Origin of the sequence: Acidovorax sp. Root70 (genome assembly GCF_001428225.1) — a bacterium.
Classification (GTDB): domain Bacteria; phylum Pseudomonadota; class Gammaproteobacteria; order Burkholderiales; family Burkholderiaceae_C; genus Acidovorax.
In genome coordinates this window covers 113936-129474 of record NZ_LMHQ01000027.1, presented here as the reverse complement: position 1 = coordinate 129474, position 15539 = coordinate 113936, and the positions used below count along the sequence as shown (strand labels likewise).

16 protein-coding genes and 1 pseudogene are annotated in these 15539 nt (G+C 69.6%); 9 read left to right on the top strand and 8 right to left on the bottom strand.

What is annotated here, in order from left to right:
* Positions 1-111: 111 nt before the first annotated feature.
* Complete coding sequence (locus ASD94_RS13855; protein ID WP_056643872.1) at positions 112-1500, bottom strand: ATP-binding protein; 1389 nt, start codon at positions 1498-1500, stop codon at positions 112-114.
* Positions 1497-2261 carry a two-component system response regulator OmpR gene (gene ompR / locus ASD94_RS13850; protein WP_056644138.1) on the bottom strand — a complete coding sequence of 255 codons (765 nt, stop codon included), beginning with the start codon at positions 2259-2261 and terminating at the stop codon, positions 1497-1499. Before ompR ends, ASD94_RS13855 begins: the two co-directional genes overlap by 4 nt.
* A 260-nt stretch (positions 2262-2521) precedes the next feature.
* Between ompR and ASD94_RS13845 the strand changes: the two genes are divergently transcribed.
* Both ASD94_RS13845 and ASD94_RS13840 read left to right on the top strand, forming a co-directional pair.
* Positions 2522-3094 (top strand): hypothetical protein, encoded by a 573-nt coding sequence (locus ASD94_RS13845; protein ID WP_056643871.1) that lies wholly within the window; start codon positions 2522-2524, stop codon positions 3092-3094.
* A gap of 37 nt (positions 3095-3131) precedes the next feature.
* Entirely contained in the window at positions 3132-4112 is a 981-nt protein-coding gene (locus tag ASD94_RS13840; protein ID WP_056643869.1) for an alpha/beta hydrolase, read from the top strand.
* A 5-nt stretch (positions 4113-4117) separates the two neighbouring features.
* Here ASD94_RS13840 and ASD94_RS13835 read toward each other — a convergent pair whose 3' ends face one another.
* Together ASD94_RS13835 and ASD94_RS13830 are read right to left on the bottom strand one after the other, a co-directional pair.
* Positions 4118-4819, bottom strand: coding sequence for an aspartate/glutamate racemase family protein (locus tag ASD94_RS13835; protein WP_056643867.1), 702 nt, complete (start codon positions 4817-4819; stop codon positions 4118-4120).
* 76 nt (positions 4820-4895) lie between these two features.
* Positions 4896-5822 carry a LysR family transcriptional regulator gene (locus ASD94_RS13830; RefSeq protein WP_056643865.1) on the bottom strand — a complete coding sequence of 309 codons (927 nt, stop codon included), beginning with the start codon at positions 5820-5822 and terminating at the stop codon, positions 4896-4898.
* A 141-nt stretch (positions 5823-5963) separates the two neighbouring features.
* Here ASD94_RS13830 and ASD94_RS13825 point away from each other — a divergent pair, with 141 nt between their 5' ends.
* Positions 5964-6761, top strand: coding sequence for an SDR family oxidoreductase (locus ASD94_RS13825; RefSeq protein WP_056643864.1), 798 nt, complete (start codon positions 5964-5966; stop codon positions 6759-6761).
* A gap of 16 nt (positions 6762-6777) precedes the next feature.
* On the opposite strand, the gene ASD94_RS13820 is transcribed toward ASD94_RS13825, so the two are convergent.
* On the bottom strand, positions 6778-7761 hold the full coding sequence (locus tag ASD94_RS13820) for a LysR family transcriptional regulator (RefSeq protein WP_056643862.1): 984 nt from the start codon (positions 7759-7761) through the stop codon (positions 6778-6780).
* A gap of 157 nt (positions 7762-7918) precedes the next feature.
* On the opposite strand from ASD94_RS13820, the gene ASD94_RS13815 reads away from it, so the two are divergent.
* Positions 7919-8812: an oxidoreductase gene (locus ASD94_RS13815; RefSeq protein WP_056643860.1), complete on the top strand. Its 894-nt coding sequence runs from the start codon at positions 7919-7921 to the stop codon at positions 8810-8812.
* 102 nt (positions 8813-8914) lie between these two features.
* Here the strand turns inward: ASD94_RS13815 and ASD94_RS13810 are convergent, their stop codons facing one another.
* On the bottom strand, positions 8915-9451 hold the full coding sequence (locus ASD94_RS13810; RefSeq protein WP_056643858.1) for a hypothetical protein: 537 nt from the start codon (positions 9449-9451) through the stop codon (positions 8915-8917).
* Between the two features lie 50 nt (positions 9452-9501).
* Positions 9502-10230: an NIPSNAP family protein gene (locus tag ASD94_RS13805; RefSeq protein WP_056643856.1), complete on the bottom strand. Its 729-nt coding sequence runs from the start codon at positions 10228-10230 to the stop codon at positions 9502-9504.
* A 136-nt stretch (positions 10231-10366) separates the two neighbouring features.
* On the opposite strand from ASD94_RS13805, the gene ASD94_RS13800 reads away from it, so the two are divergent.
* A complete protein-coding gene (locus tag ASD94_RS13800) occupies positions 10367-11353 on the top strand; it encodes a YafY family protein (RefSeq protein WP_056643854.1) in 987 nt (328 codons plus the stop codon).
* Between the two features lie 125 nt (positions 11354-11478).
* Here ASD94_RS13800 and ASD94_RS13795 read toward each other — a convergent pair whose 3' ends face one another.
* Positions 11479-12141, bottom strand: coding sequence for a TetR/AcrR family transcriptional regulator (locus ASD94_RS13795; protein WP_056643852.1), 663 nt, complete (start codon positions 12139-12141; stop codon positions 11479-11481).
* Positions 12142-12254: 113 nt separating this feature from the next.
* Here ASD94_RS13795 and ASD94_RS13790 point away from each other — a divergent pair, with 113 nt between their 5' ends.
* From ASD94_RS13790 to ASD94_RS13775, 4 genes and pseudogenes are all read left to right on the top strand, one after another.
* The gene (locus ASD94_RS13790; protein WP_056643850.1) at positions 12255-12683 is read left to right on the top strand and encodes a VOC family protein; all 429 of its coding nucleotides are present in this window, start codon (positions 12255-12257) and stop codon (positions 12681-12683) included.
* A 44-nt stretch (positions 12684-12727) separates the two neighbouring features.
* Positions 12728-13387 carry a glutathione S-transferase family protein gene (locus ASD94_RS13785; RefSeq protein WP_056643847.1) on the top strand — a complete coding sequence of 220 codons (660 nt, stop codon included), beginning with the start codon at positions 12728-12730 and terminating at the stop codon, positions 13385-13387.
* A gap of 33 nt (positions 13388-13420) precedes the next feature.
* Positions 13421-13908: pseudogene (locus ASD94_RS13780) on the top strand (DUF1579 domain-containing protein).
* Positions 13909-14057: 149 nt separating this feature from the next.
* Positions 14058-15500, top strand: coding sequence for an MFS transporter (locus ASD94_RS13775; RefSeq protein ID WP_056643845.1), 1443 nt, complete (start codon positions 14058-14060; stop codon positions 15498-15500).
* Positions 15501-15539: the final 39 nt, after the last annotated feature.

Below are 15539 nucleotides of genomic sequence, written 5' to 3'. Positions count from 1 at the left end.
GCTATTGATTTGAGAGCTGTTGTCGTATATTGCACTAGCGCTTGCGGCACTTTTGGCTGAATTTTCAGGGTGCGGCATGTCCTGGGCGTTCGCAGGGCGCGCCCGGCGGCATCAGCCCCGCTCGCTCCGTGGCAATACCAGCCGCGCGCGCAGCCCCGCGCCCGGCGCGCTGTGCAGCTCCAGCCGCCCGCCGTGGCTGCGCGCCACGCGCTCCACAATGGCCAGGCCCAGCCCCGCGCCCGATGCGCCCGAACGTGCCGCGCCATCGCCGCGCGCAAAGGGCTGGCGAATGCGGTCCAGCTCTGCCGGGGCGATGCCCGGGCCCTGGTCCTGCACTTCCAGCCACACGCCGTCGGCATCGACCCCCGTGCGCAGCAGCACCGGTGGCGTGCCATGGCGCCAGGCGTTTTCCACCAGGTTGTCCAGCGCGCGGCGCAGGGGCTGGGGGCGCACCGGCACATTGGGCAGCGTGCCCAGCGCGAGCCGCACGGTGCGCCCATGGTCGGCCTGCGCCTCGGCCACGGCCTGGGCCAGGTCGTTGAGCGACGCCGGGGTGGGCGCCTCGGTCTCGCCTGCGTTGGAACCCACCCGCGCAAACTGCAGAAACTGGCCCACGATGCCGTCCATCTCGTCGATGCTGCGGGCCATGCTCGCGGCCAGGGGTGCATCCACCTGTGCACCGGCAATCTCCACGCCCAGGCGCAGCTTGGTCAGCGGGGTGCGCAGGTCGTGCGACACCCCGGCCAGCATCAGCGCACGCTCCTGCTCGGCCGCGGCCAGGCTGTGCGCCATGTGGTTGAAGCTGCGGCCCACGGTGGCGATTTCTTCGGGGCCGTCCTCGGGCAGCGGCGCGGGCGGTTGGCCTTGCGCCAGCTGCCGGGCCGCTGCCACCACCTGCGCCAGCGGGCGGTTGATGTGCCGCTGCAGCCACCAGGCCCCCAGCAGCGCCAGCAGCATGCTGGCCAGCGTCGCGGCCAGCCAGGCGCCGGTGAACTCGCGCGTGGGGAACACGCTGGGCAGGTTCAGCCAATAGGTCTCCGCCCCCTCCGGCCCCTGGTGCACCACACGCAGGGCCAGCACGCCCGTGCTGTCGCGGCGCCATACGGGTTGCGAAGTATTTGTTGGCGTATCGTCCGCCCCCAGGCGGCGCGACACCGCCTGCACAAACTGCCGCTCCATGGGCGACAGCAGCGCACGCCGCGCAGCGTTCTCCGCTGCCACCGGTGGGGCCGACCGCACGGCCTGCTGGTTGAACGCCTCGACAAATGCGGCGCGCTCTGCCGGGGGCAGCGCCTGCAGCCCCGCGCGCAGCGCCCCCACGTTGCGTGCCACGCCATCAGCCACCTGCGCCACGCGGGGCTGAAAGATCATCTGCCGCACCAGCACAGCCGCCACCAGCTGACCCAGCACGATCAGCACCGCCATCAGCAGCAGGTTGCGGCCCAGCAGGCTGCGCGGCCACCAGCCCCGGGTGGGCTGGGGTGTGGTGGAGGGCGTCATGGCTTGCCTCCGCCGCCCGGCGCTGCGCCATCGGGCACGAACACATAGCCCACGCCCCACACGGTGCGGATGTGGCGCGGCTGGGCAGGGTCGGCCTCGATGAGCTTGCGCAGGCGCATCACCTGCACATCGATGCTGCGGTCGGTGGCGGTGTGGTCGGGGCCATGGGCCAGCGCGATGAGCCGGTCACGGCCCAGGGGCCGGTGCGGTTGCTGTGCCAGCGCTTGCAGCAGCGCGAATTCGCCGGTGGTCAGGGGCACGTCCTGGGCGCCGTCGCCGTCGGCGCCCCCGTGGCGTTCCAGCCGGCGCTCATCCAGCCACAGCGTGAACGCGCCAAAATCGATGCGTCCGCCCGTCTGGCGCGGCCCGGTGTGCGCACCCAGCAGGCGCTGGCGGCGCACCATGGCCTGGATGCGGGCCAGCAGCTCGCGCGGGTTGAAGGGCTTGGGCAGGTAGTCGTCGGCGCCCATCTCCAAGCCCACGATACGGTCCACCGGGTCTCCGCGCGCGGTGAGCATCAGGATGGGAATGGTCTCGCCCTGCGCGCGCAAGCGGCGGCAGATCGACAGGCCATCCTCGCCCGGCATCATCACGTCGAGCACCAGCACGTCAAAGCGCTCGCGCTGTAGCAGCACATCGAGCGGGCCCGCGCCATCGACCGTGCGCACGCTGTAGCCCTGGTCGCTCAGGTAGCGCTGCAGCAGCGCACGCAGGTCGGGTTCGTCATCGGCGACCAGGATCTTGGCCAGGGCTTCCGTCATGGGGCGGTGTGTGGGTGTGGCAGCGTCGGGTGAGTGCAGCCAAGGCTGCGTGCCAATGGTAGGGCCGAAAACACCGGGCGCCAGCGCGGGCATGTGATCCGGTGCATGACAACGCATGACGCGTGCCGGTGGTTTGTCATGCTTTGTCATACATCGTGCAGCGGGCGCCACAACTGGCTCATACCTCGCGGCCATAGTTCAGCCCATCGCAGCACCCTGCTGCTTCGCACCCTTTGATCTGTTGCAAGGAGCCCACCGCCATGTTCTCTTTCGCCCCAACACCAACCGCCCCCGTTGCCACCTACCGCGCCATGCTGCTGGCCGCCCTCGCCGTGGGCGCACTGCTGCTCCTGGCGGCCAGCGATGCCAGCGCACGCAGCCGCCACACGGTGGAGCACAACGCCGATGGCAGCACCACCGCACGCACCGGCGTGGTCCGCGCAGCGCCGGGCGGTGGGGGCGTGCTGCGCGGCCGCAGCGTGACCACCGACGGCCAGGGCCACGGCAGCGTGCGCAGCGGCGCCGCCGCGGTGGGCCCCAACGGCGCCACGGCGGTGCGCCAGGGCCAGAGCGCAAGGAATGCCGATGGCACGGCCAGCCACAGCAGCGCCATTACCGCCCAGGGCGACCGGGGCACGCTGCAGAGCACGGGCGCCGCCACGCGCAGCGCTGACGGCAGCGTGACGCAGGGCCGCACCACCACGGCCACCAGCGCCACCACCGGCAACAGCGTGCAGACCAGCAGCTCGTACAACGCGGACACCGGCCGTTCCCGCAGCGCCAGCTGCTTTGACGCCAGCGGCGCCCCCATGGCCTGCCCCGCGCGGCCCTGATCCATCACCGTCCATTCATTGAGCCAGGAGATCCCGCATGTCCCGTCCTTCCACCCCACTCTCCGCGTTCGCCTCCCTGCGCACAGGCCTGGGCGCAGCGCTGTGTGCGCTGGCCGCTGTGCTGACCCCGCCCGCCCACGCCCAGCTGCGCGGGCTGGGGCCCTTTGCCCAGTTGCGCGACACCGCCGCGGCCTTGCCCGCCGGTGTGCAGCGCCTGGCCGATGTGCCCTATGGTGCGGACCCGCTGCAGCGCATGGATGTCTACCTGCCCGCTGCTGGCAGTGCCGTCAGCAGCGCTGCGGTGGCCAGCGGTACGCGCGCGCCGGTGATCTTCATGGTGCATGGCGGCGCCTGGCGCACGGGCGACAAGGCCATGTCCCGCGTGGTGCAGGAGAAGGTGGCGCGCTGGGTGCCCAAGGGCTTTGTGTTCATCTCGGTGAACTACCGCCTGTACCCCACCGTGAACGTGCTGCAGGAGGCGCAGGACGTGGCCATGGCGCTGGCCGCCGCGCAAAGCCGTGCTGCCAGCTGGGGCGCCGACGCATCGCGGTTCATCCTGATGGGGCACTCAGCGGGCGCGCACCTGGTGTCGCTCATCAATGCATCGCCCACCCTGGCCCAGCGTGAGGGGGCCTGGCCCTGGCTGGGCACCGTGTCGCTGGACAGCGCGGCGCTCAATGTGCCGGTGGTGATGACCGCGCCGCACTACCCGTTCTATGACGAGGTGATGGGTGCCAACCCGTTGTTCTGGGCGGCGGTGTCGCCTTACCACGCGCTGTCAGGGCCGGTGCCGCCGTTCCAGTTTGTCTGCTCCACCGAGCGCCCCGACCACCCCTGCCTGCAGGCGCAGGGCATGGCCCGCCGCGTGCGCGACCTGGGCGGCCGTGCCGAGGTGCTGCCGCAAGAGCTGACCCATGGCGAGATCAACGCGCAGCTGGGCCTGGAGAGCGCCTACACGCGGGCCGTGGAGACCTTCATGGCCTCGCTGGACGCCGTGGTGGCGCAGCGGCTCAAGTAGTTCGTTCAGTCAGCCTGCACGGCCCGCCGCAGCGCAGCACGGGCCAGCAGGCGGGTGGAGTCCAGCGTGGGCAGCGGGGAGTTGGCATCGCTCAGGATCAGCGGGATCTCGGTGCAGCCCAGCACCACGGCATCACAGCCTTCCTCGCGCTGCATGCGGGCGATGATCTGCTGGAACAGGGCCACGCCCTCAGGGCGAATGAGGCCGGGCACCAGCTCGTCCATGATGGTGCGGTTGATCTCGCTGCGTTCAGCTTCGGTGGGGCGCACCCATTGCAGGCCCTGGGCCTGCAGCGCATCGGGGTACACGCTGCTGTCCACCAGCCAGCGCGTGCCGGTCAGGGCCAGACGCCGGTGGCCGCGCGCTGCCGCCTCGGCCGCCACCACCTCGGCAATGTGCAGCCAGGGCAGCGGCGAGTGGGGCAGCACGCGGTCCATCGCCTGGTGGATGGTGTTGTCGGGGCAGATCAGAAAATCGGCGCCTGCACGGGCCAGCTTGTGGGCGGAGGCCAGCATCAGGTCGGCCACGCCTTGCAGGTCATTCCGGTCCAGGCAGTCCACATAGTCGGCCAGCGACGGTGTGTGCAGCGTCACCTCGGGGTGCGCATGCGGGCGGCCCAGCAGCGCAGCGCCTTCGGCGCACAGGGTGCGGTAACACAAAGCAGCCCCTTCGGCGGAGCAGCCCACGATGCCGATGTGTTGGGGCATGGATGTGGTCCAGAGCGGTTGCAAAGGCCCATTATTGCCACCGCGCTGCCGTGGCCTAGCCCCACCGCTGTGCCAGTCAGTCCCCGCGCACCCTTTGCGCAAAGCCGCGCGTGCTGAACTGCTCCACCACAAAGTCCACAAACACCCGGGTGCGTGCGGGCAGCAGCTTCTTGCTGGGGTAGTACAGCGAGGTCGGCCCTGCATCGGCCCACCAGCCGGGCAGCACCCGCACCAGGTCGCCCCGCGCCAACCAGGGCTGCGCAAACGGCATGGGCAGCACGGCCAGGCCCAGGCCCATCAGCGCGGCCTGGCACATGGCCTCGGGGTCGTCGAACACCACGCGCGGGCGCAGCTCCACGGGAGCCGCATCGCCGGCCTTGTTGCGCAGCGTGGTGACGTTGATGCGCCCGGTGCGGATGTTGCGCCGTGCAATGCCATCCCACTGCGCCAGGTCCGCCGGGTGGCGCGGCGCCCGCTTGCGGCCCTGCAGCAGCGCAGGCGCGGCCACGACCACCAGGTGGATGGGGCCCAGCGTGCGCGCCACCATGTCGGGGTTCAGGTTCAGGCCGCCGCCAATGCCGGCGTCAAAGCCCTCGCCGATCAAATCCACCTGCCGGTTCTCAAAGCGCCAGTCGGGCTGGATGGCCGGGTAGCGTTGCAAGAACTCGGTGAGCAGCGGCACCAGATAAGCACGCCCAAAGGCCTGGCCCATGCTGACCTTGAGCGTGCCCGCCGGTTGTTGCTCGGCCTCGGCCGCATGGTCCACCGCATCGGCCAGGGCGGTGAGAGGCGGGCCCACTTGTGCCAGCAGGCGCTGCCCGCCCTCGGTGAGCGTGAGGCTGCGCGTGCTGCGCTGGAACAGCCGCACGCCCAGGCTGGCCTCCAGCCGCGCCACGTTCTTGCTCACGGCGGCGGGCGTCAGGCCCATGAGCCGCGCGGCGGCCGAAAAGCTGCCCGACTGGGCGGACTGCACAAACGATTCGAGGTGGCTGAGGGGTTGCATGGACGGTATTTTCAACCAAGGGTTGAAAGATATACAGCCCATTCATGGCTACCGGAGCATGAGTGTTTTTCTGAAACTGCAGGTCTTCCCGGTTCGGTGGCGAACCATTTTTTGCATGCACCTCGTTGGAGAAACAACACCATGTCTTCTGTGTCTGAAATATTCCCGGTCTCTGCTCCTTCATCACCGGGCCGCCCGCTGGCGGGCAAGGTCGCGTTCGTCACCGGCGGCGCGCGCGGCATTGGCGCGGCGATCGTGTGGCGCCTGGCGCGCGACGGTGCGGCCGTGGCCTTCACCTACAGCAGCTCCGCAGCACCTGCCGAGGCGCTGGTGGCGGATATTGCGGCGAGCGGCGGCAAGGCCCTGGCCCTGCAGGCCGACAGCGCCGATGCCGTCGCCCTCACACAGGCGGTGGACCGCGCTGCGCGCGAGCTGGGCCGCCTGGACATCCTCGTCAACAACGCGGGCGTCGCCGTCGCGGGTGAGCTCAGCGGCTTTGCGCTGGCCGACTTTGACCACACGCTCAACGTCAACGTGCGCGCTGTGTTCGTGGCCACCCAGGCCGCTGTGCGCCACATGGGCCAGGGCGGCGCCTATGGCCGGGTCATCACCATCGGCAGCACCAACTCCGACCGCGTGCCATGGGCCGGATTCAGCGTGTACGGCATGAGCAAGGCCGCCATCGTGGGCCTGACCAAGGGCCTGGCGCGCGACCTGGGTCCGCGTGGCATCACGGTGAACAACGTGCAGCCCGGCCCGGTCAACACCGACATGAACCCGGCTGATGGCCCCATGGCGGGCGACATGCACAGCCTGATGGCCCTGAACCGCCATGCCCACCCCGATGAGATCGCGGGCATGGTGGCTTATCTGGCGGGGCCGGAGTCGGGCATGGTGACGGGCGCAAGCTTGCTGATCGACGGCGGCTTTGCCGCCTGAACGGTCTGCTCGGCGCTTACTGTGTGGGCTTTCGCGCGCGGGGCTTTTTCTGCACCGCAGGGCTGTGGGTCGCCAGCTCTTTGGGCGTGAGCAGGTAAGCGGGGTTGTTGGCCACCATCTCCACTGCCAGGTCGATGAAGGCCCGCACGCGCGCAGGCAGCGCCGTGCGGCTGCCGTAGTACACGTAGAGCGCCAGGTGCTGCGCCACATGCTGGGGCAGCAGCGGCACCAGCTGGCCGCTGCGCACCAGCGGCGCGGTCGTGGGGCCCACCAGCTGGCCCACCGCGTGGCCTCCCAGCACCGCACGGGCCTCCACCTCGATGTCGTTGGTGCAGAACGTGGGGTGGATGGTGCGCGCCACGATGTCGTCGCCCACCTGGAACTCCCAGGGCATGGGCTTGCCGGTGGACGCATGGCGAAAGCCGCTGCAGCGGTGCTGCGCCAGGTCGTCGATGCTGGCCGGCGCCCCGTGGCGCGCGATGTACGCAGGCGCTGCGCACACGATGAGCTGCAGCGTGAGCAGCCGCCGCGCCACCACGCCGCCCTCGGGCGGGTAGCCCGAGCGGAAGCCCACATCCACGCGGTCTTCCACCCAGTTGCCGATGCGGTCGTCCAGCTGCACATCGGGTTCCACCAGGGGGTGGCGGCGGCAGAACTCGTGCAGCACCGGCCAGATCACCTCCAGCAGGATGGAGCGCGGCGCCACGATGCGCAGTGGCCCCGCCATGGCCTCACGCCCGCGCCGCGCGCCTTGCACCGCGTGCTGCAGTGTGGCCAGGCCCGGCTGTGCGGAGGCCAGGAACTGCCGCCCTTCTTCGGTGAGGCTCAGGCTGCGCGTGGTGCGGTGGAACAGCCGCACGCCCAGGTGCGATTCGAGCTGCACCAGCAACTGGCTGGACGCCTGTGGCGTGATGCCCTGCGCGGCCGCCGCTTGGCGCAGGCTGCCCAGCTCGGCGGCCTTGGCAAAGTTGGCGATGGCGCGCAGTTCATTGATGGCCATGGTGAGCAGGCATTGTGCCGGGCGGCTGTGTGGTGGATTGGCAAGCGTTGCTTGCGAATGAATCCAGAGATTATGGGCTAGTTGCATGGCAATGGCTTGCCTAAAGTCCACCGCCATGGGCACTGCCCATTGCTCCACACCACCTCAAGGACCTGTCATGACTCCCACCACAGCCACCACCACCCATTCCTCGTATTCCCGCGTCTGGATGATCACCGGCGCCTCGCGCGGCATCGGCGCGCGCATTGCCGAGGCCGCGCTGGCCCAGGGCGATGCCGTGGTCGCCACGTCGCGCGATGCCGCCTCGGTCGAAAAGCGCTTGGGCGTACATGATGCCCTGCTGCCCCTGGCGTTGGACGTGACCGACGAGGCACAGGCCCGCCATGCCGTGGGCGCGGCGCTCGACCGCTTCGGCCGCATCGACGTGCTGGTCAACAACGCGGGCTATGGCCTGCTGGGCGCGGTCGAAGAAGCCACCGCCGACGAGGTGCTGCGCCTGTACGACACCAATGTGTTCGGCCTGCTGCATGTGACCCGCGCCGTGCTGCCCGCCATGCGCGCGCGCCGCGCCGGGCATGTGATCAACATTTCGTCGCTGGGCGGCGTGCAGTCGGCCGCCGGGTTTGGCCTGTACTGCTCCACCAAGTTCGCGGTCGAGGGCATCACCGAAGCGCTGCATGCCGAGCTGGCGCCGCTGGGCATCCACGCCACGGTGGTGGAGCCGGGGTACTTCCGCACCGAGTTTCTGGACAGCGCCTCATTGGCCGTATCACCCCGGGTGCTGGAGGACTACGCCGAGAGCGCTGGGGCCGTGCGCGAAGCCGCGCGCCGCATCAACCTGAACCAGCCCGGCGACCCCGTGCGCCTGGCCCAGGCCGTGATGCAGCTGGTGGCCAGCCCCACGCCCCCGCTGCGCCTGCCGCTGGGCACGGACACGCTGCAAACCATTGCCGACAAACATGCCTTCGTGGCGAAAGAGACGGCCCAGTGGCGTGCGGTGGCGGCGTCCACGGACTTCCCGGTGCAGGAAAAAGCGCCCCAGATGGCGTGAGTAAATGCTCCTGTTTTGGTAGCTGACAGCGCTCAGCCATCAAGCGCCAGGGGCTATTTTGGCTCCAATTGTTTAGCCTGGGTGCTGAGGTGCTACCTACGCTCACACCGGCCACGCAAACTCCATCACCCAGTTCACCTCCCAGGTCGCGCCGCCGTCGTCCGAAAACGCCTGCTGCCAGCGCGGTGCGCCGGTGTGCATCTGCGACCACTCGAAGCGCACGCGCACCGGGCGGCCCTCGAACAGGTCCTCGCCTTCAAACAGGCCCACTCCGTCGTGGAAGCCCCCCACCACGGGCGGTAGCAGCAGGCCCGTGGCCGGGTCCAGGCCGCCCGTGAGGTTGTCCAGCCAGTAGATGCTCCAGCGCTGCGTGACGGGGTTGAACACCCGCAGTGCCATGCCCACGTAACCGGGCTTCCAGGCCAGCGGTGTGAAGGTGTCGAAGTTGCCGATGCCGCCGGGCAAGGGATGCGCGGTGCCTGTGGCGTCGAACACCTCCCAGTCGTTGCAGCCCGCGAGCCTGCGCACCAGCCGCGTGTTGCGAATGCGCCAGGGGCCCATGAGGAAGTCGAAGTCGCGCGCGGCGCTGGGCGCCACGGTGGGCGACGGGATGGGAATGAGGTGGGCTGGGGTGGACATGGGGGGCTCCGGGGTGGGTGCGTGAATGGGGGAGGATGTTTGCAGGTGCATCAGGCGTGCAGAGCTGAGCGCGCGGTGGGCTGCAGGCGCAGCACCTCGGGCGCTGCCGCCAGCCAGGAGGCAAGACCGGGCGCCACGTCGCGTGCCCAGGCCCCGCTGTCGGCAAACGACTGCAACGCAGCCTCGTCGCCAAACAGGGCCAGGCCCACCAGCACGGGCTCGCCTTCGCGCACCGGCAGGCGGGCAAAGGTGTTGGGACTGTGCTCGGTGCAATACCAAGCGAGCTGGCGCGCGCCGCCACGCAGCAGGGTGGGCGCCATGCGGTGGCGGCAGAAGTCCAGCAGCGGTGGTGTGGCGGGCTCCCGCAACGGGAACACGGTGACCTGCAGGATGCCGGCGGCGGCGCCTTGCGCGCCGGGCTGCGGCCGAGCATGCTGCGGCAGGGCGGCCGTGGCACCGGGCCAGGCCGGGCAGAGCAGGTGCACGTTGTCCGAATCGATCATGGTTGCATTGGCGGCATTGCGGTGCGCTGCCCACACGGGGCCGCCATAAAAGCCCTCCAGCGCGCGGTGGCGCGCCGGCATGTCGGCAAAGCCACGCAGCCAGACGAACTGGTCGGGCCGGTCCAGGTCGCGAAACTGGCCCAGGACGCGCATGCCGAGCGCCTCCTGGGTTTCCACAAACTCCCGGTCGAACAGGTCGATGAGCACTTCGCGCTGCTGGGGGTGCAAGGTGTATTGGCGCAGTTCGACGATGGCGTGGGGATCGGTGGTGGGCATGGGGGCTCCTGAGAGGGTATGGGGGCAAGAAGGCAAAGACAGGGCTGCAGTGTGTGTCGCTATACCTGCCAACCCATGGCAGGTATTTGCGCTATCTTTGGCCTTCTGTCTTTTTGCACCACCCCTGCCAAGCCCTATGCGCGCCAGCCGTTTGTTGTCCCTCCAGATGCTGCTGGAAACGCGCGGCCGCATGAGCGCACAGGCGCTGGCCGAGGCGCTGGAGGTGTCGGTGCGCACGCTGTACCGCGATGTGGACCAACTCAGCGCTGCGGGCGTGCCCATCTATGCCGAGCGCGGGCGCCATGGTGGTTTTGCACTGCTGCCGGGCTGGAAGACCGCGCTCACAGGCCTCACGCCGTCCGAGGCGCAGGCCGTGTTCTTGAGTGGCCTGCCCGGCCCTGCGCAGGACCTGGGTCTGGGCGGCGATGTCGCGGGCGCGCGCCTGAAGCTGCTGGCCGCACTCCCCGCCGCCTGGCGCGACGACGCGCAGCGTGTCAGCACCCGCCTGCACCTGGACCCGGTGGACTGGTACCGCGAGAGCGACCCCACACCGCACCTGCCCACGGTGGCGGCCGCCGTGTGGAGCGGCCACCAGATCACCCTGCGCTACGAGGGCTGGGCGCGCACGGCAGAGCGCACCGTGAGTCCGCTCGGCCTGGTGCTGAAAGCGGGCGTGTGGTACCTGGTCGCGCTGCCCGCGGGGGTGGACGCGCGCGGGCCACGCACCTACCGGGTGTCGAACATCCTCGCGGCCACGGCGCTGGACCAACCGGCCAAACGCCCCGCAGGCTTTGACCTGCCCGGCTATTGGGCTGCGTCGATCCGGCGTTTTGAGTCAGGCCTGTACACGGGCGAGGCCGCACTGCTGGCCACGCCCGAAGGGCTGCGCGGCCTGCGCACGCTCAGCAGCGCTGTGGCCCGTGCGGTGGCCGCCGCCCCGCCGTCCCGCCGCAAGGATGGCCGCACGGCCGTGACGATCCCCATTGAATCGGTGGAGCATGCCTGCGGGCAACTGATGCGGCTGTCGCCGCAGGTGGAGGTGCTGCGGCCCATGGCATTGCGCCGCGCGCTGGTGGCGCGGGTGCAGGCCACGGCGCGGCTGTATGGGCTGGTTGCCGAATGAGGTAGCGGTGAAATTGCTGCTAATTTAATAGCAATAAAGGCATGATTGGTGGGCACTACCGGCCCGTAAGTCCACAAGCACCCGTGCACAGGATTTTTGGCAAGACTGGCCCGTGCGCCGGGCGCTCACAGCCCCCGTTCCACCATGTCCAGCAGGCGCTGGCCCAGCAGATCCAGCATCTGCTGGGGCGTGCCGCGCAGCGGCCCGTCGATGGCGAGCAGAGCCATGCCGTGCACGGTGGACCAGGCCAGGTATTCGGCGCCCGGGCGGCGCGCGGGTGGCAGGGCGCCAGCGGTGACCAGGTCGTCCAGTGCGGCGCTCAGGTGCTGGAAGGGGTTGAGCCCCGTGGCGCCGCCCATGGCGGGGTCGGGGGTTTGCTGCACCGTGAAGCGGCCGCCGAACGCGGTGCGAAAGAGCCCCGTTTCGGCGTGCGCAAACCGCAGGTAGCCGGCGCCCACGGCGCGTACCTTGGCATGGGCCTGCGCGGTCGGGCTGCCGGTGGTGGGCACCATGGCCAACTCGGCCTCCATCGACCGCGCGGCGGCCGCCACGGCGGCGGCGCGCACAGCGCCCAGCAGGTCGTCGCGGTTGGCGAAATGGCGGTAGGCCGCATTGGGTGCCACACCCGCGCGGCGCGTGGCCTCGCGCAGCACCACGGCATCGGGCCCGCCCTGGCGCGCCAGTTCAATGCCCGCGTCCAGCAGCGCGCGGTGCAAATCCCCGTGGCGGTAGGTGGTGCGCGCAGTGGGCGGGTTGGCGGCAGCTTTGTTGCGGGTGGTTACGGTCATGGGGAGCTTGGATGTGGACACTGTCCATTATCTTTGCTATGGTTTGTGGACGGTGTTCACAATTGTGCACCGAAATCATTCCTGACCCGTCAACCCTCTCCCAGGAGACCCCCATGAAAGTCGAGCCCTACCTGATGTTTGAAGGCCGCTGCGATGAAGCGCTGGAGTTCTACCGCCGCGCCCTTGGCGCCGAGGTCACCATGCTCATGCGCTACAAGGACAACCCCGAGCCCGCCGCTGGTGAGGGCTGCGCCGACGGCAGCGGCCCGGGCCCCACGCCCGAGATGGTCATGCACGCCTCGTTCACCGTGGGCGACACGCAGATCATGGCGTCGGACGGCATGGGCTCGGGTCATGCCAGCTTCCAGGGCATCTCGCTGGCGCTGAGCCCGGCCAATGCGGCCGATGCCAAGCGCTATTTCGACGCGCTGGCCGATGGCGGCAAGGTGCAGATGCCGCTCACCAAGACCTTTTTCTCGCAGGCGTTTGGCATGGTGGCCGACCGCTTTGGCGTGCCCTGGATGGTGGTGGCCCCCGAATGAGTGCGCCCCCCGCCAACCACACCAACCCACACGCAGGAACCCGCATGCTCGCCCTCTACGGCCACCCCTTTTCGTCCTACACCCAGAAGGTGCTGATCGCGCTGTACGAGAACGGCACGCCGTTTGAGCTGCTCAGTCTCGACCCCGCTGAGCCCGTCAGCCATTCCGCCGACTGGCTGCGCCATTGGCCGCTGGCCAAGTTTCCAGTGCTGGTGGACGGCGACCACACGGTGGTGGAAAGCAGCATCGTGATCGAGCACCTGCAGCTCGCGCACCCGGGGCCGGTGCTGCTGATTCCTGCCGACCCCCGGGCGGCGCTGGACGTGCGGTTCATGGACCGCTTCTTTGACCTGCACGTGATGGCCCCGGTGCAGCACGCGGTCAACGCCGCGCTGAACGGCAACGCCGAGCGCAAGGCAGAAGGCGTGGCCTGGGCCACCGAGAAGCTGGAGAAAGCCTACGCCTGGCTGGAGGGCATGTGGGCAGGGCGCACCTGGGCGGCGGGCGACTCGTTCTCGCTGGCGGACTGCGCTGCGGCGCCCTCGCTGTTCTATGCCGACTGGACGCACCCCATCACAGCCACCTACCCGCAGCTACGCGCCTACCGCGCCCGGTTGCTCGCACGCCCCTCGTTTGCACGCGCGGTGGAAGGCGGTCGCCCCTACCGCCACTACTTTCCGCTCGGGGCACCCGACCGCGACTGAGCGCGCGCCCACCACGTCACCAGGAGACTCCCCATGATGAACCCCGAACCCCACGCCATGCACCGCTGGCTGCAGCAACTGCTGGGCGACTGGACCTGCGAGTCGCTGGCCGACATGGGCCCGGGCGAACCCCCCGCGCAAAGCCGGGGCACCGAGCATGTGCGCGCACTGGGCAGCCTGTGGGTGCTGTGCGAAGGGGCGGGCTCCATGCCCGGCGGGGGTGGCGAGGCCCGCATGCTGATGACGCTGGGCTACGACCCGGACCAGCAGGCGTTTGCCGGCACCTGGGTGGGCTCGATGATGACGCATATGTGGGTGTACCGTGGCACGCTGGATGCGGACCAGAAAGTGCTGACGCTGGAGACCGAAGGCCCAGCTTCAAGGCCGACGGCGCCACCATGCGCTACCGGGACGTGATCACCGTCGTCAGCGCCAACGAGCGCACGCTCACCTCATTCGGACAGCAGCCGGACGGCAGCTGGAAGCAGTTCATGCAAGCCAAGTACACGAGGACTCCCTGACTCGCTGCGCGGCCTCCGCCTGAAGGGGGACGCACCCGGTGGACTGGCAAAGCCAGCCTCACGGGTGCACTGGCCTTGCGCCCCGCCAGTCGCCAGCGCAACGCGCATGACACACTGCGCTGCCAATCTCTTTTGATTTCCACCGTCCCATGACCCTCCGCATCGAAGGCCGCGCGCGCTGGCCCGCACTCATCCTGCTGTGCCTGGGCGAGCTGATGATCGTGCTCGACACCACCATCGTGAACGTCGCGCTGCCCAGCATCAAGGCCGACCTGGGCTTCACCGAAACCTCGCTGGTGTGGGTGGTCAACGCCTACATGCTCACCTTTGGCGGCTGCCTGTTGCTGGGCGGGCGGCTGGGCGACCTGTATGGCCACCGGCGGCTGTTCCTGGCGGGCATCACGCTGTTCACCATCGCATCGCTGGCCTGCGGGCTGGCGAATACGCAGGGGCTGCTGGTGGCGGCACGTGCGGTGCAGGGCGTGGGCGGCGCCGTGGTGTCGGCCGTGGCGCTGTCGCTCATCATGAATCTGTTCACCGAGCCGGGTGAGCGTGCGCGCGCCATGGGCGTCTATGGCTTTGTGTGCGCCGGGGGCGGCAGCATTGGCGTGCTGCTGGGTGGCGTGCTTACCAGCGCGTTGAGCTGGCACTGGATCTTTCTGGTCAACATCCCCGTGGGCGTGGCCATCTACCTGGCCTGCCTGGCGCTGCTGCCGGGCGGCAAGGGGCAGGCGCACGGGCAGCGGCTGGACGTGGCGGGCGCCGTCACCATCACCGCGTCACTGATGCTGGCGGTGTACGCCATCGTCAACGGCAACGCAGCGGGCTGGACCTCGCTGCAGTCGCTGGGGCTGCTGGGCGCTGCGGCGGCGTTGCTGGCTGCCTTTTTGTTCATCGAGTCGCATGTGACCGCACCGCTGGTGCCGCTGCCGCTGCTGCGGCTGCGCAACCTGGCCATCTCCAACGTGGTGGGCGTGCTGTGGGCGGCGTCGATGTTTGCGTGGTTCTTTCTGTCGGCGCTGTACATGCAGCTGGTGCTGGGCTACGACGCGATGCAGGTGGGCCTGGCGTTTTTGCCGTCCAACCTCATCATGGCGGGCTGCTCGCTGGGGCTGTCGGCCTGGGTGGTAATGCGCTTTGGCATTTGCCGCACGTTGGGCTGGGGGCTGCTGCTGGCGGCGGTGGGCCTGGCCCTGTTTGCGCTGGCACCCACCGAAGGCCGCTTTGTCATCCATGTGCTGCCCGGCATGCTGCTGCTGGGCGTGGGCGCCGGCATTGCGCTCAACCCGCTGCTGCTGGCCGCCATGGGCGATGTGAAACCCGAAGACTCGGGGCTGGCGTCGGGGGTGGTCAACACCGCGTTCATGATGGGCGGTGCGCTGGGCTTGGCCATTCTGGCCAGCCTGGCAGACGCCCGCACCGAACAGCTGCGCGGTGCGGGCGCCGGTGTGCGAGAGGCCCTCAATGCGGGCTACCAACTCGCGTTCTGGGTGTCGGCCCTGTGCGCGCTGGTGGCGGCGTTGCTGGGAGGTCTGGTGTTGCGCCCGGCGCCGCTGCCGCCAGCAGCACAAGGCCAGGGCTCCCATCCGTAGGACGGAGCCCGCGCCCATCGGGCCAGGTCTCCAGGGCCG